Genomic DNA, 22,403 nt, shown 5'->3' on the forward strand with positions numbered 1-22,403 from the left:
GATTTCCATTCGCAGCACTCACAACATGCCTCCGTTGACCGAGATCACCTGGCGAGTGACGTACGACGCATCGTCCGACATCAGATAGGCGACCGCTGCGGCCACGTCGTCCGGCTTGCCAACACGCCGCAGCGGGATCATCTTCATCGCCTCATCGATGATTTCGGGCGGCAGCATCTCGGTCTCGATCAGACCGGGCGCGACGCAATTGACGGTGATCTCGCGCTTCGCCAGTTCCAGCGCCAGCGCCTTGGTCGCGCCGATGATGCCCGCCTTGGACGCGCTGTAGTTGGTCTGCCCACGATTGCCGGCGAGGCCGGACACCGACGACAACGTCACGATGCGACCGGGTTTGCGACGCCGCACCATCGGCATCACGCAGGGCTGCAGCACGTTGTAGAAACCGTCCAGGTTGGTGTGGATGACCGTGTCCCACTCTTCGCCGGTCATCGCCGGGAAGGCGTTGTCGCGGGCGATGCCGGCATTGCAGACCACGCCGTGGTACGCGCCATGCGCGGCGATGTCGGCGTCGATCGCGGTGGCGCAGCCGGCGCGGTCGGCGACGTCGAATTCGAGTACCCGGGCGTTGCGGCCCAGCGCCTCGATCTCGGCGACGACGGCTTCGGCAAGGTCGCGGCGGCTGCGGCAATGCACGGCGATATCGAAACCGTCGCGGGCGAGTCGCAACGCGATCGCGCGGCCGATGCCGCGGCTGGCGCCAGTGACGAGGATGCAGCGGTCGGTCATGAGCGTGGGTCGTTGAGGTAGAGGTCGGGATCTGGCGGTTCGAACACGGAGACATTGGCGCTGGCGATTTCGCGCTCGCCATCGAGCAGGCGGCAGGCGAACATCCCCAGGCCATTGTCGCCCATCAGCTCGCGGTGGCATTCGATGCGCAGGCGCAGGCCGAACGGCAGCCACGGCTGGTGGCAATGGTAGCGACGGGTGCCGAGCAGGAAGCCGGGCTTGACCGGCTCACCACGCGACAGGGCGCGCCCGCCGGCCCAGGCGGCGATGCCCTGCGCCATGTATTCGATGCCGAGCCAGGCCGGCAGGCCGGGATCGTGTTCGTCGGCCAGCAGGTGATGCGCATGCACGGTGGCCTCGGCAATGACCCCGTCCGCATCGCAATGGATGACACGGTCGATCCACAGCATGCCGCCGCGATGCGGCACCAGGCGTTCGACGGCGGCGTCATGCGCTTCCATCAAGCGGCACTCAGGATCAGTGCGGCATTGCTGCCGCCGAACGCGAACGACTGGCTCAACACATGCCGCAACGGACGCTCGCTGCGTTCGCCCGGCATTGCCAGGCGGATCGGCGCCAGCGCGGGATCGGCGACGCCATCCCACCAGTGCGGCGGCAAACAATGCGCCGGATTGCGCGCGATTGCGATCCAGCAAAGCGCGGCCTCGATCGCCCCAGCCGCGCCGAGCGCATGACCGGTCAACGGCTTGGTGGAACTGCAGGGCACCTCGATCCCCAGCGTGCGTTGCACCGCGCCGGCTTCCATCGCATCGTTCTGCGGGGTCGCGGTGCCGTGCAGGTTCACGTAATTGATGTCCGATGCGTCGATGCCGGCACGCGCCAGCGCCTCGCGGATCGCGTGCTCCGCGCCCTTGCCTGCTGGATCCGGCGCGGACATGTGGTGGGCATCGGCGGTCTCGCCCCAGCCCGCGAGCCGCACCGGGCCGGATTCGCGGGTCATCAAAAACAGTGCCGCGCCTTCGCCGATGTTGATGCCGTTGCGATTCGCCGAGAACGGGTTGCAGCGTTGCGTCGACACTGCCCCGAGCGCAGCGAAACCCGCCACGGTGAACCGGCACAGCGAATCCGCGCCACCGGTGACCACGGCATCGGCCATGCCTGCCTTCAACAGCCGAGCGGCCGAGGCCATCGCCTTCGCGCTGGACGAACACGCAGTGGAGATCACGTGCGCCGGGCCGCGCAGGCCGAGTTCCGCGGCCACGAACATCGCCGGCGTGCCCATTTCCTGCTGCCGGTAATGGAACGAGTCCGGCCACGTGCCATGGGCGAGGAAATGTCGATGCGCGTCCTCGCTTTCGCCGACGCCCGAGGTGCTCGATCCCAGCACCACGGCGACGCGATCGGCACCGTATCGCGCAATCGCAGTTGCAACCGATGCGCGAAGCGGTGCAAGCGCAAGACGCAGCAACTGGTTGTTGCGACCACGCAGCTCGACCGGCACATCGTCGAGCGACGGCAACTCGCCCGGCACCAGCCCGAGCGCGGTCGGCGCGCCGGTAAACGCATCGCTTGACGCCACGCCACGTGGTGCGTCATCGGCGAACAGCGCAGCAGCGACGTCATCGACATCGCGGCCGAGCGCGCAGGCGATGCCGAGTTCGTTGAGGTAGAACGCGCTCAAGGCGTGTCCTCCATCGATTCGATTTCGCTGGAACTGATCTCCAGCATGTAGCCCAGTGCGCGTTGGTCGAGTCGCGCTTGCATCGGTTGCGGATACTCGACCGTGGCGATGATGGTCTCGCGCTGGCGCAACACGCGTTGCCCCTGGTCGTCGCGCAACGACCAACCTTCCGGCAACGCCGACGCGATCGCATCGACCGGCCAGAACACCAGTTGCAGGTCGGACAGCACGCGCTCGCCATCCAGTTCGCTCGGCAACCATGGCGCACGCGTCTGCGTCAGTTGCTTGCCGTCCCACTCAAGCCGCAAGGCGACCTGGCCCTGCGCATGGATGACCAGCCGTGTGCTGCCGGTGTCGTTCTCGACCAGGGCGTCGACGGTCTCGCGGCGGTCGCCGTGACGGAACGCAAGCCGTTGCTGCAAGGCCAGCGTGCCCGGCAATGCCGACGGAGGCAACCGCAGCATCGGCATCGACGCCGCCAATGCCTTGCGTTCGGCCACGGCCGCTTGCTGCGCGACGCAGCCGGCCAGCAGCAGCGCCGACAGCAACAGGCCGATCAGCCGCCGCACACTTCCTCCAGGATCTTCAGGCGGCGTGCTTCGGCGACATACGGATTGCTGCGATCCCATGCATAGCCGGCCAGGATCGAGCAGATCATCCGGCGGATTTCGGCATTCGGCTTTTCGTGGAAGATGATCTTCTGGAAACCGCCGGCGTACCACGCATCAACGAAGCGGCGGAACGCATCCACGCCGCCACGCAACGGCTTGCCGTACTCGGCTTCCCAATCGACGACCTCGCCTGCCGTCCGTCGCGCCAGGCAATCGGCGGCGAGGCTCGCCGACGTGAACGCGATGGTGACGCCGGAAGAGAACACCGGGTCGAGGAATTCGCCGGCGTTGCCGAGCAGCGCGTAATTGCGGCCCCACAGCGATTCGACATTCGCCGAATACCCTACGATCTGCCGTGCAGGCGTATCCCATTCCGCATCCGCAAGTACGGCAGACAACCCCGGATCCTGGCCGACGATGGCGCGCAGGCGTTCGCTCTCGCTGCCTTCGTAGCGGGCCAGGAACGACTGCTCTGCGACCACGCCCAGCGAGCAGCGCCCGTTAGAGAACGGAATCGTCCAGTACCAGACATCCTGGTGCTGCGGATGCACGGTGATCAGGATCTTGTTGCGGTCGAACGCAGCGCTACCCGGCGCAATGTTGTCGCGCACATGGGTGAAGATCGCGCCGCGTACCGGGAAGCCCGAGGGCTTCTCCAGTTTCAACAGGCGCGGCAGGATGCGCGCGAAGCCGCTGGCATCGAGCAGGAAGCCGGCTTCGACTGTGTATTCCTCGCCGTCTGGTGCGCGCACCTGCACGCGCGGACGCTCGCCTTCGACATCGACCGCCAGTACTTCATGGCGATAGCGCACCGTCGCGCCCATCCGCTCGGCTTCGTCGGCCAGCACCTTGTCGAAGTCGGCGCGCTGCACCTGGTACGTGGTGCCCCAGCCCGGCGAGGACTTGTCGCGGAAATCGAATTGCGTGCGCTTCTCCCCATGCGCGAACGCGGCTCCGTTCTTGTACTGGAAGCCGGCTTCGACCACCGCGCGCAGCATGCCGGCCTTCTCGATGTAGGCCATGCTCTGCGGCAGCAGGCTCTCGCCGATCGAGAAGCGCGGGAACTGTTCCTTCTCCAGCACCAGCACGTCCCTGCCCTGTTGGCGCAACAAGGCCGCAGCCACGCTGCCGGCCGGGCCGGCGCCGATGATGAGGATGTCGGCGGTTTCGATGCGTGGACTCATGGCGTCTCGATGATGGATGCCTTCGCAATCGCGGGCGCGGATGCGGGCGGGCGGGCATGCGGGCGGAAAAAGGGCGACAGCAGCCAGACCAGGCCGATGCCGAACAACAGGGTCAATCCGAAGCCGTGCAGCGCCGGCGTGGCCGACAGCGACAACAGGCCGAACGCGAGCAAGGTACTGGCGGCACCGAGGCAGACCGCAAGCCAGCTCGCGCCGTCGCCTTCGTGTTCCAGCAGGAAGATGCCGTAGTCCACGCCCAGGCCCAGCAGCAGCAATTGCGCGAGCACGCCGAACAGTTGCAGCGGCACGCCCAGCCAGCCAAGTGCAGCCAGACTCAACAGCGCGGCAAGCACGGTGGGCACCCACGCGCGCCAGGCGTTGCGGCGAAAGCGCGCCAACAACGCAAGACCCACGGCGATGTAGCCCGCCAGCAACAGCCAGCCCATCTGCAGGCGATAGTGATGCAGCAACGTCGAAAACGTGGAGGTGCGATCGATCCAGCGCACGCCCTCGATCCCGTTCGCAGCCACCGCTACTGCGACAAGATGCGCAGGCTTGAGTCCCTGCAGCATCACGATGCTGGCATGGCGACCATCGACGTCGCCCAGCCACAGCGGACGCAGTGGCGCGGATAGAGGCTGGCGCAGTCCTTCCTCCACTTGCAACGACGCGACTGCGGCGGCGGTCGCCGCGGGCGATGGCTCACCGAGCATCGCGGCCACACGCGTGCGCGCCAGCGCCTCCGCCGGGATCACGAGATCGCGATCGGCCTGTTGCCGTTGCAACGACGGCAGCGAATCCGACACCGCGCGCCAGCCCTGCAGGCGGCCGGCATCGACCTGTTGCTGCAAGGCAGTGGTGAGGCGTTCTTCGGCACGCAGCACAACCTGCGCGTCCTCGCCTTCGACCAGGAAATACTGCGCCGGGCTGGGCAATCCCAACAACTTGCCGATGGCGATTTCGTCGCGCAGCAGTTCGGGCGGCGATGCCTGCAATCCGCGCAGGTCGTCGCTGGTCTGCAGGCGTTGCAGACCGCCGCCGATGAAGCACACGACCACCAGCGCGAGCGCGCCGCCCACCAGATTCGGCCGCAAGCGCGGCCAGTGCGCCAGGCTGCCGGCGATGCATGCGGCGAAGCGGCTGTGCCGCGGTGTCCCGGTATCCAGCCACGGGAACCACAACACCGCGGTGATGAAGGTCGCAGTCAATGCCGTCGTCGCGAACACCGCCATCTGTCGCAAGCCGGGGAATGGCGCGATGCCGAGCGCCATGTAGGCCAGCACGCTGGTCAGCAGGGCCAGCGCCAACGCCGGCAACAGGCGTCGCATCATCGAACGCGGCGGCACTTCGGGGTGGCCCTGCCGGCAGGCGAAGTAATGGATGCCGTAGTCCTCTGCCACACCCGCCAGGCTGGCGCCGAACACCAGGGTGATCAGATGCACTTGGCCGAAGGTCCAACTGGTCACCGCGATCGCCGCGGCCAGGCCGACCAGCAGCGAGGCACCAACGAGCGCGATCGGTCGCAGGCTGCGGAACGCCAACCAGACCAGCAGCAGCACGGCGAACAGCGAGCCGAGGCCAATCGTGTTGACCTCGAATGCGGCGCGCGATGCGGCCGCCTCCGCATGCAGGGGCACGCCACCACGCAGCACTTCGAGACTGCCACCGGCGGCCTTGCGTGCATCTCGACTGGCGGCATCGAGTGTCGTCTGCAGCGGTGCGTCGCCATCGAGCCGGAACGCCGGTTGCGCGCTTTGGAAGCGCAACAGCGCCCAATCGCGACCGGAAGCATCGCGCACGGCGACGACGCCATCGCGAAGTTGCATGCCCTGCCCGGCGCGTGCCTGCCACCACGCCGGCCACAGCCCGAGCGGATCGTCCTGCCAGCGTCCCAGCCCACCACCGACCGGCGAGTACAGGCGCGCCATCGCCATGTCGGTGATCGCATCCGGCGTCGCGGATCGCAGCCACTCACGCTGCGTCGGTGTCAGCAGGCCCTGGCGATGCGGTGCATGGAACGCGACTGCCTTGGAGAGCGCATCGGCATCATCCGCGCCCACCACGCGTAGCGTCTTGCTGGCGATGACGACGGTGGAGAAAGCTTTCGCTGCGGCGTGAGTCGATGGCCAGTCGCGCGCATACAGCAGCACGACCACGTCGCCGGTGACCGCTTCGGCGAGGCGCTGGTTCGCTGCAGCCAGCCGTGCGTCTTCGGTTGCGCCGGGTAACAACGCCATGATGTCGGTATCGATCGCCGGGGCACGCCAGAACACGACCTGTTGCAGGCCCAGCGCCAGCACGACCAGCAGCCACGCCCAGGCCAGCCAGCGCCACGCGCGGCTGCCTGCAGAAGCCGGCGATGCCGCCGCTTCAGTCAAGCTGCGCCGCCTCTTGCTTGGTTGCGGGCGGTGCTTCACGCAGGCCGCTGAAACGGATGCGGGTGCGATCTCCCGCCGGCTCCACGATCTCGACGCCGCGCACGTAGCGGTCGCCATCCAGCACGATGCGGTTGAAAGCCTGTTTCAGCGCGGCATCGCGCGGCTGCAAGGCGAGCGACCAGCCGCCATCGGCGCGCAGGGTTTCCTTGAGGCTGAAACTCGTGGCCAGTGCGTCGAGGTCGCCGGCCACCAGCGCCATCAACAGCGCGTTGACCGCGGCCATGCCGGGCGATGCGCCAGCGTCGATCAGTACCTGGGTGCTGCCATCCGGCATCGTCGCCAGCAGGCGCTTGCGGGTCAGCCGGGTCGAGGACGCGAACGGTTTTCGCGTGTTCCAGGCGATGCCGCGATCGCGCAGCAACAGGAAATCGCCGCTCGACTTCAGCGGATTGCGGAAGCCCTGCAACTGCTTCTGCTGCTCGAACTGGCCGCGCAGCACCGCCGGTTTCGCCAACCGCGCACGCACGCCGTCGCCATCGGCTGCGTGCGCTGGCACTGCCATCGCGAACAGCATCACGATCAACCAAAAAAATGCGCGCCGCATGTTCATGCGATCAAACCAAGTCGACGCCGGAACACCTCGGGCGTGGCGTAGCACATCTCGCCGCTGGCGATCTCCACCGCGACCTGCAAGGTATGCGCGCGGGTGATGACCTCGTCGGTCCCGGCATCGCGGATCACGTAGTCGATGCGCATGCGCATGTCCCATTCGGTGAGTTCGGCGCGCACGCGCAGGCGCTGGCCGTAGCGCGCCGAGCGCACGTACTTGCAGCGCAGGTCGACGATCGGCCAGACGTAGCCGGACGCGCGCATCTGCGGGTAGTCGTAGTCGAAGCTCTGCAAAAGCGCACAACGCGCCAGCTCCAGATACTTGAGCGTGTGGCCGTGCCAGACCACGTCCATCGGGTCGAGGTCGTGGAATGCCGGGCTCAGTTCGATCTCGGCGACGAGCGCAACCGTGGGCTCGATGACGTGCTCAACCGGCATACAGCCTCCAGGCCTCGTCGCGGATCGCGGCAAGCAAGCCATGCAAGTCGCGGTCGAGCGCACGGTCTTCTTCCACCAGCGGGATGCGCGCCTCCAGATCGAGGAACATCGCCTCCGCGTCGTCGGACAGTTTGGCGCTGCCCTCATGCGCACGACGCAGGGCCATTCCCTGGCGCGCGGTGACCAGCAGCGCGGCCACGACCTGCTCGGTCAGCTCGATCACCCGCAGGCAGTCGCGTGCGGCGATGGTGCCCATGCTGACCTTGTCCTGGTTGTGGCATTCCGTGCTGCGCGAGAACACCGAGGCCGGCATCGTCAACTTCAGCGCTTCCGCGGTCCACGCCGACGCGCTGATCTGCAGCGCCTTCAACCCGTGGTTCAACGCCGCGCGTTCGCCTCGTGCTGCGGACAGGTTCGCCGGCAAGCCGTGGTTGTAGCGCGCGTCCACCAGCAACGCCATCTGCCGGTCCAGCAGGTCGGCGAGGTTCGCCACCAGGTTCTTCAGCGAGTCCATCGCGAAGGCGATGTGGCCGCCGTAGAAATGCCCGCCATGCAGGACCATGCCGGCCTCGCCGTCGATGATCGGATTGTCGTTGGCGCTATTGAGTTCGTTCTCGATGTTCGTGCGCAGCCACGGCAGCGCGTCTTCCAGCACGCCGATGACATGCGGCGCGCAGCGCAGCGAGTAGCGATCCTGCAGGCGCTGTTCGTTGCGCGACGGGCGCGCGGTGGCGAGGTCGGCACGCAGGCGCGCGGCAACACGCTGCTGCCCCGGATGCGGCTTCACCGCGAACAGCGCTTCATCGAAGTGGTGCGCATTGCCGGCGCTGGCGACCACGTTGAACGCGGTGATCCGCGTCGCCAGCCGGCCCAGATAGTCGGCGCGCTGCCACGCCAGGCAGGCGAGCGCGGTCATCACCGCGGTGCCGTTCATGATCGCCAGGCCTTCCTTGGGACGCAGGCGCAACGGCTGCAGACCGTGCGCGGCGAGCGCCTCGGCGGCCGGCTTCACCGCGCCTTCGTGCAGCACTTCGCGCTCGCCGCAGAGCACGGCGGCGACGTAAGACAGTGGGGTGAGGTCACCGCTTGCACCGACGGAACCTTCCGCCGGAATGCGCGGCAGGATGTCGTGCCGCAGCAGCGCCTGCAGCTGCCGCAGCAGCGCCACGCTGACGCCCGAGGAGCCTTGCGCCAGCGACACCAGCCGCGCCAGCAAGACCGCACGGGTTTCGTCGGCATCAAGGAAACGCCCCAGGCCGACACCGTGATAGGCATACAGATGATGCGGAAGTTCGTGGATCAGCGCCGGCGGGATCGCCACCGTGCAGGAATCGCCGTAACCGGTGCTGACGCCGTAGACCACGCCGTCCTCGGCGATCAGCCGGTCGACCAGGTCGGCACCGCGACCGATACGAGCGAGGAAGTCGCCGGCCTCGGACAACTGCGCAACAGCCGTGCCGCGGGCAACCGCGACGACGTCCTCGATCATCAATGGATGGCGGCCATCGACGACGATGGAAACGGAGTCAGTGGTGTCTGCGGGCATCGGCGTGCGGCATCCAGAAATCATAGAAGTTGAACCAGTCGTACGGCGATTGTCGCAGGCAGCCGGCCAGCCAACCTGAAAACCGGAGGGCACAGGCATCCAGCGCGCCCTGGCGGTCGCTGCGTGGCAAGGTGATCTGTTCAGCCAGCAGCTCGATGCGAGCTGCGTAGCCGTCCCCATCGTGCAGGCAGGACAGGCCCCAGACCGGGCAACGCAGCAGCGATGCGATCAGCCAAGGGCCGGCGGGGAAATCGGCCTGCGCACCGAGGAATGGCGCGTGGCAGGTGCGGTCGCCCTGCACCGGCACGCGGTCTGCGGCGATCGCGATGAATTCGCCGGCGGCGACGCGGTCGGCCAGCGCCATCGCCATCGCCGGCGAGAAATCGGTGACCTGCAGCAGTCTTACCGTCGCTTGCGGATTCAGCCGCGCAAGGATGCGATTGAACTGCTGCGCATGCGCGGTATGCACCAGGATGGTCACGCGCAGGCCCTCGCGCCAGCGCGCCGCCATCTGCATCAGTTCCAGGCAGCCCATGTGCGCGGTGGCGATGATCCCGCCCTGCCCCGCCTGCGAAGCCTCGAGCATCGGTTGCTGCCCGCTGAAACGGATGCGTTCGCGCGGGAAACGTCCGCCGATCGCCAGCATCTTGTCGAGCAGGGTTTCGCCGAACAGGAAGAAGTGCCGCAGGCTTTCGCGCATGCCGGGGCGATGCGGAAACACGCCCTCCGCGACATGCAGGCGGCGCAGGTAATCCAGCGAGGCACGACGTGCCGGCCCACTGCCCAGCCACCAGCACAGCACCACCGGATACAGGCACAGGCGGAACGGCAGCCGCCCGAGCAATCGATACACCGCGTACAGGAACCAGGTGCCGCCGACGAACGTGGTCTCGCCGAGATCCGCCCAATGTCCGCGGCTCATGGCATGCCCCGACGCAGGTGGCGCAGCAACAGGCGCGGCGCGCGCCGCAGCATCCCGAAGAACAGCCGCGTATGCATCGCCGAGATGCGCGCGTTGTCGCGCCACAGGCGGAAATGCGAGACGCCATCCATTGGATAGGTCACCCGCGTCGGCACGGTGCGAATGGGAATGCCGGCCCAGTGCAGGCGGACGATGATTTCGATGTCGAAATCCATGCGCGTGCCGACCGACTCGCGATCCAGCAACGCGAGCGTGGCCGCCAGCGGATAAACGCGAAACCCGCACATCGAATCGGCGATGTCGAGCGACAGGGTATTGATCCACACCCAGACATGCGTGGCATAGCGACCGACCAGCCGGCCCAGCGGCACACTCTCGTCGTAGATCGGCCGGCCATTGATCACCGCATGCGAATGCGCCGCGGATTCGGCGAGGAAACGCGGCACGTCGGCGGTGTCGTGCTGGCCGTCGGCATCGATCTGCAGAACATGGCTCGCACCGAGCGTGGCCGCGTGGCGCATGCCGGCGATCACCGCCGCGCCCTTGCCACCGTTGCGGTCGAGTCGCAGCAGCGACACCCGCCCGGCATGGCGGACGGCGAGTCCGCGCAATACCGCAGCACACGCGTCACCGGAGCCGTCATCCACCAGCAACACCGGAACGCCATGCGGGAGCAAGTGGTCGACGGTATGGCCGATCGCCTGTTCGTGCTCGTACACCGGAACCACGATCCACGGCTCGAAGATTGGCCTCATGGCGCATCCCCGAAGCGCAGTCGTCCACTGGCATGCGCGCCGCGGGCGGAGGTGAAGCGGAAGCCGAGTTGCCCCGGACGCCAATCGAGTTCAGCGGTCAGCAGCGTGTCCGGACGCACCAGTTGCTGGAATTTCAGGGCCTCCATGCACTGTATCTCACCGACAAAGCCGAAGGCCTCGCGACCGAGTCGTACTGCCCAGTCCACCAGCACCACGCCGGGCAGCACGGATACTTGCGGGAAATGGCCTTCGAAGGCCGCGAGTTCAGCCGTTGCGAGCAACGACGCGGTGGCCTTGTCGTCTTCGCGCAACTGCCAGTCGGGTGTCGGCATCAGTGGCCGGAACAGCGCGGCGAGGTCGCGCTCGCGGGTCTTGCCGCGTGCGTCCGCCGGCCACGCGTCAAGAAATCGCCAGCGCCGCGGCAGCGCGATGGGATCGCAATGGCCCGCCAGCCATGCGCGCAGGCGTTCGACCAGTGCGGGTCGGCCCTCGGCATCGAGCAGTGATTGCCCGTTCTCGCTGGGCACAGCGGCGACCGCCAACAGGATGCGATGACCGGGGAGAGCGAGCACGCGGACCTCGTCCAGCAAGTCGCTGCCCTGCAATCGTGTCTGGATTGCGTCCAGCGAAATGCGGCGTTCTTCCAGCTTGACGATGCGATCGGCGCGGCCGAGCAACTCGAAGCGGCCATCGCCGGCATCGTGCGCACGGTCACTGGTCGACCACCATTCGTTCGACGGCAAGTGCGGCGAACGCACATCGAGCAAACCGTCCTGCACGCGCCATTCCACCCCCGGCAATGGCTGCCATGGCGCACGGCTGCCGTCGCCGCGCCGCCAGGCGATGCCGCCGGTTTCGGTGCTGCCGAACACTTCGATCGCAGCCTGTCTCCACAAACGTTGCACGGTCAGCGCCGCATCCAACGGCAACGGCCCGCCGGACGAAAATACTGCGCGCAAATTGCTCGCCAATGGCTGCCAATCCTGGGTGTCGGGCAACCGCTTGAGATGTGCCGGACTGGCAACCAGCACGATTGGTGACGCTCCGAGTGTTGTCAGCTGTTCGTTGTAGGCGATGCGCGCCGGCGCGAACGTGCGGCCGGACGACAGCGGCCACAGGATCCGGAACAACAGGCCGTAGATGTGCTGGTGCGAAACGGTGGCGTGGACCACCGCATCGGCATCCAGCAACGGTCCGAACACGGATTCGAGCGCGTCGACTTCCGCATCGAGCTGGCGCAAGGACTTGCGGATTGCCGCGGGCTCGCCGGTCGAGCCGGAGGTGAACAGCACCAACTTGCAGGAATCCGCATCGAGTGCCGGCATGCCGGAATCGGTTGACGCGATGGATTCGCTTGCGCGGATGCCATCTGGCAAGTCGCCCGCGAAGAGCAGACCGCGCTCGTGCAACTGGCCGAGCGTCGCGGGCAATGCATCGCCAGGCAGCCACGGCGTGACGCCGGCTTGCCATCCGCCGAACAATGCGGCGGAAAATTCGAGGGCGTCGTCGCAGGCCAGTGCGATGTCGCGGGACGCCAACGTTGAGAAAGCATCGCGCCATGCAGCGACGCGTGCCAGCCAGTGGCTGCGTTCGATACCGGGCGACACCAGCACATCGGTATCGACCGCATCGGCCATCGCCAGTCGCGACAACGGAATGCGCACGCGATCAGCCGGCATGGCGTGGCCGCAGCAGCCATTCGCCACCGAGCATCGCGCCGATGAGCACGTACGCAATCGCGCCGTTGTATAGCGCCCAGGTGGCGTCGGAGGCGGCCAGCGCGGTCCACAGCGCGATGCCGCCGTTGAGCACGAAGAACACGCACCAGGCCTTGGTCACGTTCGCGACCCAACGCACGCCTTCCGGCGGCAGGTCGGGATGGCGCAACCGCGCCAGGCGTTCGATGACGGTCGGCGGTCGCCACAGACTCAGCGCGAATACGCCGAGCAGTGCGGCATTGACCAGCACCGGGTAAAGCTTGAGCGGCAACCCGTCGTTGAAGACGAACGTCGCGATGACCAGCACGAGCGCACCGGCGGCTGCGAGGAGCCAGACCGGCTCGCGCGACACCGCGGCACGCAACAGCGCGACCGCCAACAACACGCAGCCCAGCCAGCGCGGCTCGAAACGCGCCAGGCCCAGCCAGATCGCCAACGGATACAACAGGGTCGCCAGCCACGCCAGGGCCGTCGCGACGCGCACGCTTACTTGACCGGGGCGACGTTGCCCGCGTGCAGCATCGTGTGCACGGTGTCGACCACGTCCTGCACGCTGCGCACGGCCTTGAACGCCTCGGGACGCAGGTTGCCGCCGAGCATCGGCTTGAGCTGCACGATCAGGTCGACCGCGTCGATGCTGTCGATGTCCAGGTCGCCCGCGAGCATGGCTTCCGGGCGGATGTTCTCCCGCGCGATCCCGAAGGTGTCGTGCAGGATGCCGGCGATGCGCTGGAAAATCTCGTCCTTGTCCATCGTGCTGTCCGTTGTTCGCCGGGAATCAATGCGCGCGCGCGGTCGCGACGAACGCGGCCAGGCTGCGCACGCTGGCGAAATGCCGGCGGGTTTCCTCGGAATCGGCGGCCAGGGTCACGCCATAACGCTTCTGCAGGGCCAGCCCGAGTTCCAGTGCGTCGATCGAATCCAGGCCCAGGCCTTCGTTGAACAACGGCGCATCGGCGTCGATGTCGTCGGCGACAACGTCTTCCAGCGACATCGTGGCGATGATCAGCGCCTTGATGTCCTGTTCCAGCGAATTAGTGTCCAGCGCCTGCACGCAGCAGTCCTCCCGTGAAGATATCCCCGAGCGCAGCGGTCAGGCGGCGTGCCGCCAATGGTTCGGTGACGCCGTCTTCGAGAAACGGAGAGACCGGCAGGTCTGGCAGGACGTCCATGCACAGATGGAAGCGCCGGGGCGGCACACGATACCATTTCTCCCCCTTCCCCAGCGTGCGCGGCTCGCAGCGGATCACCACCGGCGTCACGTCCAGGCGCCCGCGCACCGCGATGTTCGCGGCCCCCCGTTGCAACGGCCCCAAGAGTTCATTTGCCGGTGTGCGCGTGCCTTCCGGGAAAATCAGCAGGTTGCGTCCCGAGCGCACCGAGGCGATGCAGTCGTCGACCAGTCCGGCACCGTTGTCGTTGCAGATGTAGCCGGTCGCTCGCACCGGCCCGCGGGTGAACGGATTGTTGGCCAGGCGCGACTTCACCACGCAGTCGGCATCCGGCAGGCGCGAGACCAGCAGGACCACATCGACCAGGGTCGGATGGTTGGCCAACACCAGCAGGCCGCGGCGTTGCAGGCGCTCGAGTCCGCGGATCTCGTAGGTCATCACCCCCAGCCGATGCATGATCCGCACATGCCCGGCAAAGCTGGCGCGGATCAGGGCGCGCGCACGCCGCTCCAGCGTCGCGCGATCGCGACTGAACACGCGCACCAGCGGAAATACCAGCACCCGCAACAACAGTCCGCCAATCCCGAAGGCGATGAAGGACAGCGCGCTGCCGAACGTGCGCCAGGCGCGGTCGATGGCGTCAAGCATGCCGCCGCCATCCGCAGCCATCCGTTCCCGGCAAGGCAGCGTCGCCCGACAGGAAAAAACGCAGCACCTCCAGTGAATGCGGAAGCACAAGCGATTCCGCCGGCTCGCCCGCGTGGAGCGAGAAGCGCGGCAAGCCGTCCCGCGGCGCGGCGATGCGCCAGGCCCATGCGTGCAGCGCGTCGGGCTCATCGAGGAACTGGTGATAGTCGCCGGGGATCGCATCGTCGTAGACCACCACCAACACTGCCGGCGCGCCATCGGCCAGCAAGCCAAGCGCCTCGGTGACCGCGGCTTCCGGCGTGGCGCGGACCGCAGACACCGCCAGGTAATTGCCCTGCAGCACGCGGGCGATGCTGTACTGCGCGGCGATCGCGTTGTGCGTCGACAGACCGAACTGGGTCGGCGACAACGGCTCGTCGCGCGCAAGCTCGGCGAGCATCCTGTGCGTGCGATCCAGATCGCCATGCCGGCTCGCGAAGACCATTGGCAGGTTGCGATCATCGTCATGCTGGCAACGCCAGGCCACCTGCAGCGCGGCGCGACCCAGGCGTTCGACGCGCCGCCGTTGCATCGGTGCCATTTCCGTCAACGCCGGCATCGCCTCGCCGCTCGGCAGCGATGGTGCATTCGCCCATTCACGCCATGCGGCCTCATCCTCCAGCCCGGCGGCGAAGGCCGACCATGCTTCGACACTGAAAGCGGCATCCATGTCGATTACGTGCTCCGAAGTGCGTGTTGCCGGCGCGCCGTGCGTCTCCCGCATATTCCGCGCTGGAGGCACAAAGAAAAAGCCCGGCGTGAGCCGGGCTTCTGAAACTTGCTGCATCAATGTTGCAACAACGCTGGATGGCGTCCCCACGGGGATTCGAACCCCGGTGTCCACCGTGAAAGGGTGGTGTCCTAGGCCTCTAGACGATGGGGACATTTGAAACTTGATTCACGTGCCGACGAGGCGTGTCGGTTCGCGAATTGGTGGAGCCAGACGGGATCGAACCGTCGACCTCCTGCATGCCATGCAGGCGCTCTCCCAGCTGAGCTATGGCCCCACTTGTCTGGTGAGCTGACAAGTCTAGCGGGCAGAAAACCGAAGCGTCAAGCACGAGTTTCGATTTCCTGCTGCGAGGCCTGCCTAAGCGTGGCCACGCCATGTCCCTGCTCGGCCAGGTATTGCACCCACTTGCCGAGGAAGGTGTTCATGCGAAGGCGATGGTCGAGGATCTGCTCGGGCGGCGGGTACATGCCGATCACGTCCTGCCAGCGTCGCCCCGCGTAGCAATGGGTGGCCTCGACCTGGCGCGCATCGCTGTACAGGCGCAGGCTGGCCGATGGATCCGACAGGCCGGTCTGCGGATCGACCAGGCCGTAGCTCATTCGCAACTCGGTGGTGTAGGCGTGCTGCTCCAGCACATCGAGGCGTACGTCGAGACCGTCGCCGATCGAGGACACATACATGCCGCAACCGAGTTGTGCCGGCTCGAACAAGCGTTGCAGGCGTGCGTGGTTTTCGCTGTACAGCCCCATCAGCCAGCCGAAACGGCTGATCTTCGGAAGCGCGACGCGGCGGGAAAGCACTCGACTCATTGCCCGATCCTACACGCGCGAATCGCAGCGCGGCAGCATTGACGCATGCCGATATCCAGCCTAACTTCAGGGTCTCTGCGCGCGCGCTTTCAGTGCATCGTGCCTCTTCATTCAGTACATCTCGCGATTGATGCCGAGGTGTTCCAGCACCCGGCTGGAGATCTCCTCGATCGAGGCATGCGTGGTGCTCAGCATCTCGATGCCTTCCCGCCGCAGCATCGCCTCCGCCTGCGCGACTTCGCGCTTGCAGGTGTCCAGTTGCGCGTAACGCGAGTTCGCCCGTCGCTCCTGGCGGATCTGGTGCAACCGCAGCGGGTCGATGGTCAGGCCGAACAGCTTCCTGCGGTATTGCCGCAGCTTGCCCGGCAGGCGCTCCTCGTCGAGGTCGTCCGGCGTCAACGGATAGTTGGCCGCGCGCACGCCGTGATGCAGGGCCAGGTAGACGCAGGTGGGCGTCTTGCCCGCACGCGACACCCCGACCAGGATCAGGTCGGCTTCGTCGTAGTCCAGGCGCGCGCCATCGTCGTGGGTGAGCGCGTAGTTCATGGCATTGATGCGGCGGTGGTAGGCCTCGAAATCGACCATGCCATGCGCCTGCCCCACCCGCGCCTGCCTCGATTGGCCGAGTTCGCGCTCCAGCGGCTCGATGAAGGGGGCGAACACGTCCAGCATCAGCGCGCCGCTTTCCGCCAGCACGGTCGACAAGCCGGCATCGACACAGGAATTGACCACGATCGGGCGCAAGCCGCTGGCCTGGCCGGCCAAGCGGATCCGCGAGGCCGCATAGCGGGCCTTTTCGGGGGTGTCGACGAACGGCAACCGATCGGTCTGGAAGCGTATGCCGTGGAACTGGGTCAGCATGCTGTGGCCGATGGTTTCGGCGGTGATACCGGTGCCATCGGAGACATAAAACACGGGACGTGCGTTATCCATCGGGATTGTTGGCCAGCGCGCGGGACGAGGACTGTAAAATAACGGCTTCGGCGCGCTCGCGCCGCCCTCCCCCGCACTGGAGTCCGTCTTGAGCGCCCCCGCTTCGATCAACAACGTCCTGTGGCTGAACGACCTGCGCCTGAGCGACCTCGCCCAGGTGGGCGGCAAGAATTCCTCGCTCGGCGAGATGATCGGGGAGCTTTCGGGCCTCGGGGTCTCGGTGCCGGGCGGCTTCGCCACCACCGCCGATGCATTCAAGGCCTTCATCGCCCACAACGACCTGCATGCGCGCATCTACGACAAGCTGGCCACGGTCGATGTCGAGGACGTGCCCGCGCTCACCGCCGCCGGTGCCGAGATCCGCGGCTGGGTGATCGATGCGCCGCTCCAGCAGGAACTGGATGCCGACATCCGCACGGCGTACGCCCAGTTGTGCGCCGATGCCGGCGCGGATGACATCGCGGTGGCCGTGCGTTCGTCCGCGACTGCCGAAGATCTGCCGGATGCGAGTTTCGCCGGCCAGCAGGAAACCTTCCTCAACGTGACCGGTGCCGACGACGTGGTGCGCAAGGTCAAGGAAGTGTTCGCCAGCCTGTACAACGACCGCGCCATCGCCTATCGCGTGCACCACGGCTTTGCCCACGAGGACGTGTTCCTGTCCGCCGGCGTGCAACTGATGGTGCGTTCCGATGTCGGCGCGTCCGGCGTGCTGTTCACCCTCGACACCGAATCCGGTTTCCGCGACGTGGTCTTCGTCACCGCCAGCTACGGTCTCGGCGAGATGGTCGTGCAAGGCGCGGTGAATCCGGACGAGTTCTACGTCTACAAGCCCACCCTGCGCCAGGGCAAGCCGGCGATCCTGCGTCGTTCGCTGGGCAGCAAGCAACTGCGCATGGTGTATTCCGACGCGCCCGGCGAGCGCGTGCGCATCGAGGACACGCCAGCAGATTTGCGCTCGAAGTTCTCCATCTCCGATGCCGACGTGCAGGAACTGTCGCGGCAGGCGCTGACCATCGAGCAGCATTACGGCCGGCCGATGGACATCGAATGGGGCAAGGACGGCAACACCGGCAAGCTCTACATCCTGCAGGCGCGCCCGGAGACGGTGAAGTCGCGCGCGCATGCGACCCAGATCGAGCGCTACACGCTGGGCGAACGCGGCGATGTGTTGTGCGAAGGGCGCGCCATCGGCAGCCGGATCGGCAGCGGCACCGCACGCGTGGTGCGTTCGCTGGCCGACATGGAGCGCGTGCAGCCCGGCGACGTGCTGGTCGCCGACATGACCGATCCCGATTGGGAGCCGGTGATGAAGCGTTCCGCCGCCATCGTCACCAACCGCGGTGGCCGCACCTGCCATGCGGCGATCATCGCGCGCGAACTGGGCGTGCCGGCGGTCGTGGGCACCGGCAATGCATTGGAGTCGATCAAGGACGGCGACCCGATCACCGTCAGCTGCGCCGAAGGCGACACCGGCTTCATCTACGCCGGCGCGCTGCCCTTCGAGCGGGTGACCACCGACCTCGGCAACATGCCGCCGGCACCCCTGAAGATCATGATGAACGTGGCCAACCCGGACCGTGCCTTCGACTTCGGGATGTTGCCGAATGCGGGCATCGGTCTGGCGCGTCTGGAAATGATCATCGCCAGCCACATCGGCGTGCATCCGAAGGCGCTGCTGGAGTATGCGATTCAGGACGCGGCGACGAAGGCGAAGATCGACGCACGCACCGCTGGTTATGCCGGCCCGGTCGAGTTCTACGTGGATCGCCTGGCCGAAGGCATCGCCACGATCACCGCATCGGTCTCACCGAATCCGGTGATCGTGCGCCTGTCCGACTTCAAGTCGAACGAATACGCCAACCTGATCGGCGGCGGCAAGTACGAGCCGCACGAAGAGAACCCCATGATCGGGTTCCGCGGCGCATCGCGCTACATCGACCCGAGCTTCAAGGACGCCTTCGCGCTGGAGTGCACGGCGGTCAAGCGCGTGCGCGAGGAGATGGGCCTGGACAACCTGTGGGTGATGATCCCGTTCGTGCGCACGCTGGACGAAGGCCGCAAGGTCATCGAGGTACTGCGCGAGAATGGCCTGGTGCAAGGCGACAAGGGGCTCAAGATCATCATGATGTGCGAGGTGCCGTCGAACGCACTGATGGCCGATGAATTCCTGGACATCTTCGATGGCTTCAGCATCGGCTCCAACGACATGACCCAGCTGACGCTTGGCCTGGATCGCGACAGCGCCATCGTCGCCGGCCTGTTCGACGAACGCGACCCCGCGGTCAAGAAGATGCTGTCGATGGCGATCACCGCCGCGAAGAAGAAAGGCAAGTACATCGGCATCTGCGGCCAAGGACCCAGCGATCACCCGGACCTGGCGCTGTGGCTGATGGAACAGGGGATCGAGTCGGTGTCGCTGAATCCCGACACCGTGGTCGATACCTGGTTGCAACTGGCCAAGGCCAAGGGCTGATCCACACCAGCCTCACGATGCGCCCGCTCATCGGGCGCATCGGCTTGATCAGCCGCAGATGCGGTTGCGCCCTGCCCGCTTCGCTTCATACAGCAGGGCATCGGCGCGACTGACCAGTTTCTCGTGGTGCGACAACCCGGTGCGTTCGGTCACGCCGGCGCTGATCGTCATCGTCCAGCCGGGTGCGAACTCGCTGCAATCGATTGCCTGCACGCGCTCGCGCAACTGTTCGCATAGCTGGCGTGCCTCGTCCAGCGGCATGCCTTCGAACAGCACGGCGAATTCCTCGCCGCCCCAACGCGCGATGCTGCCGCGCCCGTCGATGCCTTGCTGCAAGGCATGCGCCACCGCCACCAGGGCGTGGTCGCCGGCGGCGTGCGAGTACTGGTCGTTGATGCGCTTGAATTCGTCCACGTCGAACAGCGCGAAACTCAAGGGCTGCCGGGTGTCCACCGCACGATCAAAGGCCTTGGCGAGGCGATCATCGAAGTTGCGGCGGTTGCCGATACCGGTCAGCGCGTCCTCCAGCGCCATGCGCTCGAAGGCCTCGGACTGTTCCTTCAAGCGCGCAAGCAGGATCGACTTCTCGCGATCGGCGTCCAGCAAGCGGTCGGTCTGCTCACGCAATGCGCTGGTGCGCTGATCGATGACCTCCTCCAGCTCCGTAGCGCGCCTGCGCAGGCTGCCCAGTCGCCAGCGGTAGATGGCGAACAGCAACAGCCCGAGCAACGCAGTCGCCAAGGCAAGGAACCAGGCCTGCTGCCACGGCTGCGGTTCGATCTCGATGTCGACGGCGGTGGGGCTGCCGCTCCAGTCGCGACCCAGGGTGGGCGCCGATACATCGACCAGGAAGCGGTAGCGCCCCGGACGCAGGTTGGTGTACTGGGCCACGCGCTGGTTGCCGCGTTCGATCCAGCCGGCATCCACGCCTTCCAGTCGATACCGGTAACGCAGGAAGCGCGGCATCAGGAAACTCAGTGCCGCGTAACGGAATTCGAGCTTCTGCGTCCCCGCCGGCAGGCGCAGCAGGTTGTTTTCGGCCGAAACGGGCTTGTCGTTGGCATAGGCCTGTTCGATCACGACCTGCGGCAATTGGTGACGGTATGCCTGCAGGCGGCCGGGGCTGGTCATCGCTGCGCCGCGCGAGGTCGCCATCCAGATGTTGCCGCGGCTATCGCGCAGTGCGGCGGGCCCCGAGCCGCCGTTGCACTGTGCGCTGACCAGGCCATCGGCCTCGCCGAAATGGTCGTACGGCAGTTGCGCGAGGCGGCCATCGAGCACGGCCTCGGCATCACTGCGCTTGATCCGCAGCACGCCGCGGTTGGAGGTCATCCACAGGTGGCCGAGTTCGTCATCGACCACGGTGAACAAGGTATCGACCGGGAGGCCTTCCTTCAACGCGAGCCCGCGCAGCATGCCGTTGCGATAGCGCAGCAGGCCGCGGTCGGTGGCCAGCCACAGGGTACCGTCCGCGTCCTCGTGGAAATCGAACACATCCTGGGCACCGTTGACCGGACGCATGTCCAGCGTGCGCACCTTGCCGCCGACGATGTTGGCGGCCCCATTGGAGGTGCCCACCCAAAGGCTGCCGTCGCGGGCGATGTGCAGCGAGATGATGAATTCGCGTGGCAGCCCATCGGCCAGGCCATAGGCCTTGAACTTGCCATCACGCAGCCGCGCCAGTCCGCGCGAGGTGCCGATCCACAAGGTGCCGTCCGCCTCTTCGGCAAGCGCGCGCACCTGATTGCTGCCCGGCATGCCGTGCGCATTGTCGTAGTGGCCGACGACCTTGCCGTTGCGCATGCGCAGCACGCCATCGGTGTAGCTGCCGACCAGCAGCGAGCCATCGCGCGATTCCAGCAGGCTGAGCACAGAGTCGCTGGGCAGGCCATCGGCAGCGCTGTAGGTCGCCTCGACGCGGCCGTCGCGCCAAAGGTTGAGGCCGCGGCTGGTGCCGATCCACATGCCGCCGCGCGGTGCCTCGTACAGCGCGCGGACGTAGTCGTCGCTCAAGCCCTGGTCGCCGTTCCAGGTGCTGAACGAGGCATCGCTCAGGCGCAGCAGACCGGCATTGGTGCCTGCCCAGATGCTGCCCTCGCGATCGACCAGCAACCCGGCGACGCGGTTGTTGGGTAGGCCGCGCACGCTGGTGAAGCGCTCCGCACCGGACGCACCCAGGCGTACCAGGCCGTTGTTGACGGTCCCCACCCAGAGGTTCCCTGCATTGTCCTTGGCCATGCTGGGCACGCCATCTTCCGGCAGCAAGGGCGATTCGCTGACGAAGCGTTGGCCCTGCATTCGGTAGACGCCGCGTTCGGTGCCCACGAAGATCGCGCCGGTGGCGTCCTGCATGATCCGGAAGATCGGTGCGGCGGGCAGCCCGGCATCGGCACGATAGACCTGGATGCGGTCGTCGGTGAAATGCGCCACGCCGTTTGCAGTCGCCGCCCACACGCTGCCATCGCGATCCAGCAGCAGGCCGTAAACCACGTCGCTGGGCAGGCCATTGCGTTCGTTGAACTGGGTCGGCGTCTTGTCGTGCATGCGAGTGATGCCGGCGCTCTCGGTCGCCACCCACAACCTGCCCTGGCGATCCAGGAGGGCGTCCATCACCTCTTCCTGGGCCAGCCCGTCCTTTTCCATCCACGTGCGCCAGCGATCGCCGCGCTTCACCGTGACCCCGCCGCGCGAGGTGCCGATGACCACCGCGCCGTCATCGCTTGCGCGCACTGAACGGATGCCGTTGTCCTTCAGCTCCGGCGTGTTGGCGCGGTCGAAGACATGGAATTCCAGGCCGTTGTAACGGACCAATCCTTCCCAGGTGCCCAGCCACAGATAGCCGTCGGGCGATTGCGCGATCGCATTGACCTGGTTGTGCGGCAAGCCTTGGCGGGTGGTCCAGGTCTCGCGGTAGAAGGCCGACAGCGGCTTGTCCTGCGCGCCGACCACCGATGGCAACAGGCAAAGCAATACCAACAGGCCCGCCAGCGCCTTGCCCCACAGCCCGTGCACAGACGCCATCGGCATCCGCCCCATCCCTACCCCG

21 protein-coding genes and 2 tRNA genes are annotated in these 22,403 nt (G+C 66.6%); 1 reads left to right on the forward strand and 22 read right to left on the reverse strand.

Going from position 1 to position 22,403, the window contains the following annotated elements:
- Positions 1-18: 18 nt before the first annotated feature.
- The 21 genes from H9L16_RS13265 to ppsR form a co-directional block, all read right to left on the reverse strand.
- Complete coding sequence (locus H9L16_RS13265; RefSeq protein WP_187552138.1) at positions 19-747, reverse strand: 3-ketoacyl-ACP reductase FabG2; 729 nt, start codon at positions 745-747, stop codon at positions 19-21.
- Entirely contained in the window at positions 744-1,208 is a 465-nt protein-coding gene (locus tag H9L16_RS13270; RefSeq protein WP_187552139.1) for a hotdog family protein, read from the reverse strand. The genes H9L16_RS13265 and H9L16_RS13270 overlap by 4 nt, the downstream gene beginning before the upstream one ends.
- Positions 1,208-2,389: a beta-ketoacyl-ACP synthase gene (locus tag H9L16_RS13275; protein WP_187552140.1), complete on the reverse strand. Its 1,182-nt coding sequence runs from the start codon at positions 2,387-2,389 to the stop codon at positions 1,208-1,210. Before H9L16_RS13275 ends, H9L16_RS13270 begins: the two co-directional genes overlap by 1 nt.
- On the reverse strand, positions 2,386-2,958 hold the full coding sequence (locus H9L16_RS13280; protein WP_187552141.1) for a DUF3261 domain-containing protein: 573 nt from the start codon (positions 2,956-2,958) through the stop codon (positions 2,386-2,388). Before H9L16_RS13280 ends, H9L16_RS13275 begins: the two co-directional genes overlap by 4 nt.
- On the reverse strand, positions 2,946-4,184 hold the full coding sequence (locus tag H9L16_RS13285) for an NAD(P)/FAD-dependent oxidoreductase (RefSeq protein ID WP_187552142.1): 1,239 nt from the start codon (positions 4,182-4,184) through the stop codon (positions 2,946-2,948). The genes H9L16_RS13280 and H9L16_RS13285 overlap by 13 nt, the downstream gene beginning before the upstream one ends.
- Positions 4,181-6,562: an MMPL family transporter gene (locus H9L16_RS13290; protein ID WP_187552143.1), complete on the reverse strand. Its 2,382-nt coding sequence runs from the start codon at positions 6,560-6,562 to the stop codon at positions 4,181-4,183. The genes H9L16_RS13285 and H9L16_RS13290 overlap by 4 nt, the downstream gene beginning before the upstream one ends.
- Positions 6,555-7,166 carry a LolA family protein gene (locus tag H9L16_RS13295; protein ID WP_187552144.1) on the reverse strand — a complete coding sequence of 204 codons (612 nt, stop codon included), beginning with the start codon at positions 7,164-7,166 and terminating at the stop codon, positions 6,555-6,557. Before H9L16_RS13295 ends, H9L16_RS13290 begins: the two co-directional genes overlap by 8 nt.
- A gap of 2 nt (positions 7,167-7,168) precedes the next feature.
- Positions 7,169-7,609: an acyl-CoA thioesterase gene (locus tag H9L16_RS13300; RefSeq protein WP_187552145.1), complete on the reverse strand. Its 441-nt coding sequence runs from the start codon at positions 7,607-7,609 to the stop codon at positions 7,169-7,171.
- Positions 7,599-9,155, reverse strand: coding sequence for an HAL/PAL/TAL family ammonia-lyase (locus H9L16_RS13305; RefSeq protein ID WP_187552146.1), 1,557 nt, complete (start codon positions 9,153-9,155; stop codon positions 7,599-7,601). The genes H9L16_RS13300 and H9L16_RS13305 overlap by 11 nt, the downstream gene beginning before the upstream one ends.
- Positions 9,136-10,077 (reverse strand): lysophospholipid acyltransferase family protein, encoded by a 942-nt coding sequence (locus H9L16_RS13310; RefSeq protein WP_187552147.1) that lies wholly within the window; start codon positions 10,075-10,077, stop codon positions 9,136-9,138. The genes H9L16_RS13305 and H9L16_RS13310 overlap by 20 nt, the downstream gene beginning before the upstream one ends.
- Positions 10,074-10,832: a glycosyltransferase family 2 protein gene (locus H9L16_RS13315; RefSeq protein WP_187552148.1), complete on the reverse strand. Its 759-nt coding sequence runs from the start codon at positions 10,830-10,832 to the stop codon at positions 10,074-10,076. Before H9L16_RS13315 ends, H9L16_RS13310 begins: the two co-directional genes overlap by 4 nt.
- On the reverse strand, positions 10,829-12,511 hold the full coding sequence (locus H9L16_RS13320; protein WP_229796465.1) for an ApeI family dehydratase: 1,683 nt from the start codon (positions 12,509-12,511) through the stop codon (positions 10,829-10,831). Before H9L16_RS13320 ends, H9L16_RS13315 begins: the two co-directional genes overlap by 4 nt.
- Positions 12,501-13,034: a COG4648 family protein gene (locus H9L16_RS13325; protein ID WP_187552149.1), complete on the reverse strand. Its 534-nt coding sequence runs from the start codon at positions 13,032-13,034 to the stop codon at positions 12,501-12,503. Before H9L16_RS13325 ends, H9L16_RS13320 begins: the two co-directional genes overlap by 11 nt.
- A gap of 2 nt (positions 13,035-13,036) precedes the next feature.
- Positions 13,037-13,303 carry an acyl carrier protein gene (locus tag H9L16_RS13330; protein ID WP_187552150.1) on the reverse strand — a complete coding sequence of 89 codons (267 nt, stop codon included), beginning with the start codon at positions 13,301-13,303 and terminating at the stop codon, positions 13,037-13,039.
- A 25-nt stretch (positions 13,304-13,328) separates the two neighbouring features.
- Positions 13,329-13,544 carry a phosphopantetheine-binding protein gene (locus tag H9L16_RS13335; protein WP_229796562.1) on the reverse strand — a complete coding sequence of 72 codons (216 nt, stop codon included), beginning with the start codon at positions 13,542-13,544 and terminating at the stop codon, positions 13,329-13,331.
- A 40-nt stretch (positions 13,545-13,584) separates the two neighbouring features.
- Positions 13,585-14,370 (reverse strand): lysophospholipid acyltransferase family protein, encoded by a 786-nt coding sequence (locus tag H9L16_RS13340; protein WP_187552151.1) that lies wholly within the window; start codon positions 14,368-14,370, stop codon positions 13,585-13,587.
- Entirely contained in the window at positions 14,363-15,079 is a 717-nt protein-coding gene (locus H9L16_RS13345) for a beta-ketoacyl synthase chain length factor (protein WP_187552152.1), read from the reverse strand. The genes H9L16_RS13340 and H9L16_RS13345 overlap by 8 nt, the downstream gene beginning before the upstream one ends.
- A 138-nt stretch (positions 15,080-15,217) precedes the next feature.
- A tRNA-Glu gene (locus tag H9L16_RS13350) sits at positions 15,218-15,293 on the reverse strand.
- A gap of 47 nt (positions 15,294-15,340) precedes the next feature.
- Positions 15,341-15,416 (reverse strand) — tRNA-Ala (locus H9L16_RS13355).
- A gap of 46 nt (positions 15,417-15,462) precedes the next feature.
- Complete coding sequence (locus H9L16_RS13360) at positions 15,463-15,951, reverse strand: DUF1249 domain-containing protein (protein WP_187552153.1); 489 nt, start codon at positions 15,949-15,951, stop codon at positions 15,463-15,465.
- Between the two features lie 111 nt (positions 15,952-16,062).
- On the reverse strand, positions 16,063-16,884 hold the full coding sequence (gene ppsR / locus H9L16_RS13365) for a posphoenolpyruvate synthetase regulatory kinase/phosphorylase PpsR (protein ID WP_187552154.1): 822 nt from the start codon (positions 16,882-16,884) through the stop codon (positions 16,063-16,065).
- 106 nt (positions 16,885-16,990) lie between these two features.
- Between ppsR and ppsA the strand changes: the two genes are divergently transcribed.
- Positions 16,991-19,357: a phosphoenolpyruvate synthase gene (ppsA, locus tag H9L16_RS13370; protein WP_187554194.1), complete on the forward strand. Its 2,367-nt coding sequence runs from the start codon at positions 16,991-16,993 to the stop codon at positions 19,355-19,357.
- Between the two features lie 48 nt (positions 19,358-19,405).
- Here the strand turns inward: ppsA and H9L16_RS13375 are convergent, their stop codons facing one another.
- Positions 19,406-22,378 carry a ligand-binding sensor domain-containing diguanylate cyclase gene (locus tag H9L16_RS13375; RefSeq protein ID WP_187552155.1) on the reverse strand — a complete coding sequence of 991 codons (2,973 nt, stop codon included), beginning with the start codon at positions 22,376-22,378 and terminating at the stop codon, positions 19,406-19,408.
- Between the last annotated feature and the right edge of the window lie 25 nt (positions 22,379-22,403).

It is taken from the genome of Thermomonas carbonis (assembly GCF_014396975.1).
Classification (GTDB): Bacteria; Pseudomonadota; Gammaproteobacteria; order Xanthomonadales; family Xanthomonadaceae; genus Thermomonas; species Thermomonas carbonis.

Excerpts from the sequence above, each read along its gene's own strand:
- H9L16_RS13320 (WP_229796465.1), bottom strand. The coding sequence starts at position 12,511 with ATGCCGGCTGATCGCGTGCGCATTCCGTTGTCGCGACTGGCGATGGCC.
- ppsR (WP_187552154.1), bottom strand. The coding sequence starts at position 16,884 with ATGGATAACGCACGTCCCGTGTTTTATGTCTCCGATGGCACCGGTATC.
- H9L16_RS13335 (WP_229796562.1), bottom strand. The coding sequence starts at position 13,544 with ATGTCGCTGGAAGACGTTGTCGCCGACGACATCGACGCCGATGCGCCG.
- H9L16_RS13345 (WP_187552152.1), bottom strand. The coding sequence starts at position 15,079 with ATGGATGCCGCTTTCAGTGTCGAAGCATGGTCGGCCTTCGCCGCCGGG.
- H9L16_RS13330 (WP_187552150.1), bottom strand. The coding sequence starts at position 13,303 with ATGGACAAGGACGAGATTTTCCAGCGCATCGCCGGCATCCTGCACGAC.
- H9L16_RS13295 (WP_187552144.1), bottom strand. The coding sequence starts at position 7,166 with ATGCGGCGCGCATTTTTTTGGTTGATCGTGATGCTGTTCGCGATGGCA.
- H9L16_RS13270 (WP_187552139.1), bottom strand. The coding sequence starts at position 1,208 with ATGGAAGCGCATGACGCCGCCGTCGAACGCCTGGTGCCGCATCGCGGC.
- H9L16_RS13305 (WP_187552146.1), bottom strand. The coding sequence starts at position 9,155 with ATGCCCGCAGACACCACTGACTCCGTTTCCATCGTCGTCGATGGCCGC.
- H9L16_RS13265 (WP_187552138.1), bottom strand. The coding sequence starts at position 747 with ATGACCGACCGCTGCATCCTCGTCACTGGCGCCAGCCGCGGCATCGGC.
- H9L16_RS13285 (WP_187552142.1), bottom strand. The coding sequence starts at position 4,184 with ATGAGTCCACGCATCGAAACCGCCGACATCCTCATCATCGGCGCCGGC.
- H9L16_RS13300 (WP_187552145.1), bottom strand. The coding sequence starts at position 7,609 with ATGCCGGTTGAGCACGTCATCGAGCCCACGGTTGCGCTCGTCGCCGAG.
- H9L16_RS13360 (WP_187552153.1), bottom strand. The coding sequence starts at position 15,951 with ATGAGTCGAGTGCTTTCCCGCCGCGTCGCGCTTCCGAAGATCAGCCGT.
- H9L16_RS13375 (WP_187552155.1), bottom strand. The coding sequence starts at position 22,378 with ATGGCGTCTGTGCACGGGCTGTGGGGCAAGGCGCTGGCGGGCCTGTTG.
- H9L16_RS13315 (WP_187552148.1), bottom strand. The coding sequence starts at position 10,832 with ATGAGGCCAATCTTCGAGCCGTGGATCGTGGTTCCGGTGTACGAGCAC.
- H9L16_RS13340 (WP_187552151.1), bottom strand. The coding sequence starts at position 14,370 with ATGCTTGACGCCATCGACCGCGCCTGGCGCACGTTCGGCAGCGCGCTG.
- H9L16_RS13310 (WP_187552147.1), bottom strand. The coding sequence starts at position 10,077 with ATGAGCCGCGGACATTGGGCGGATCTCGGCGAGACCACGTTCGTCGGC.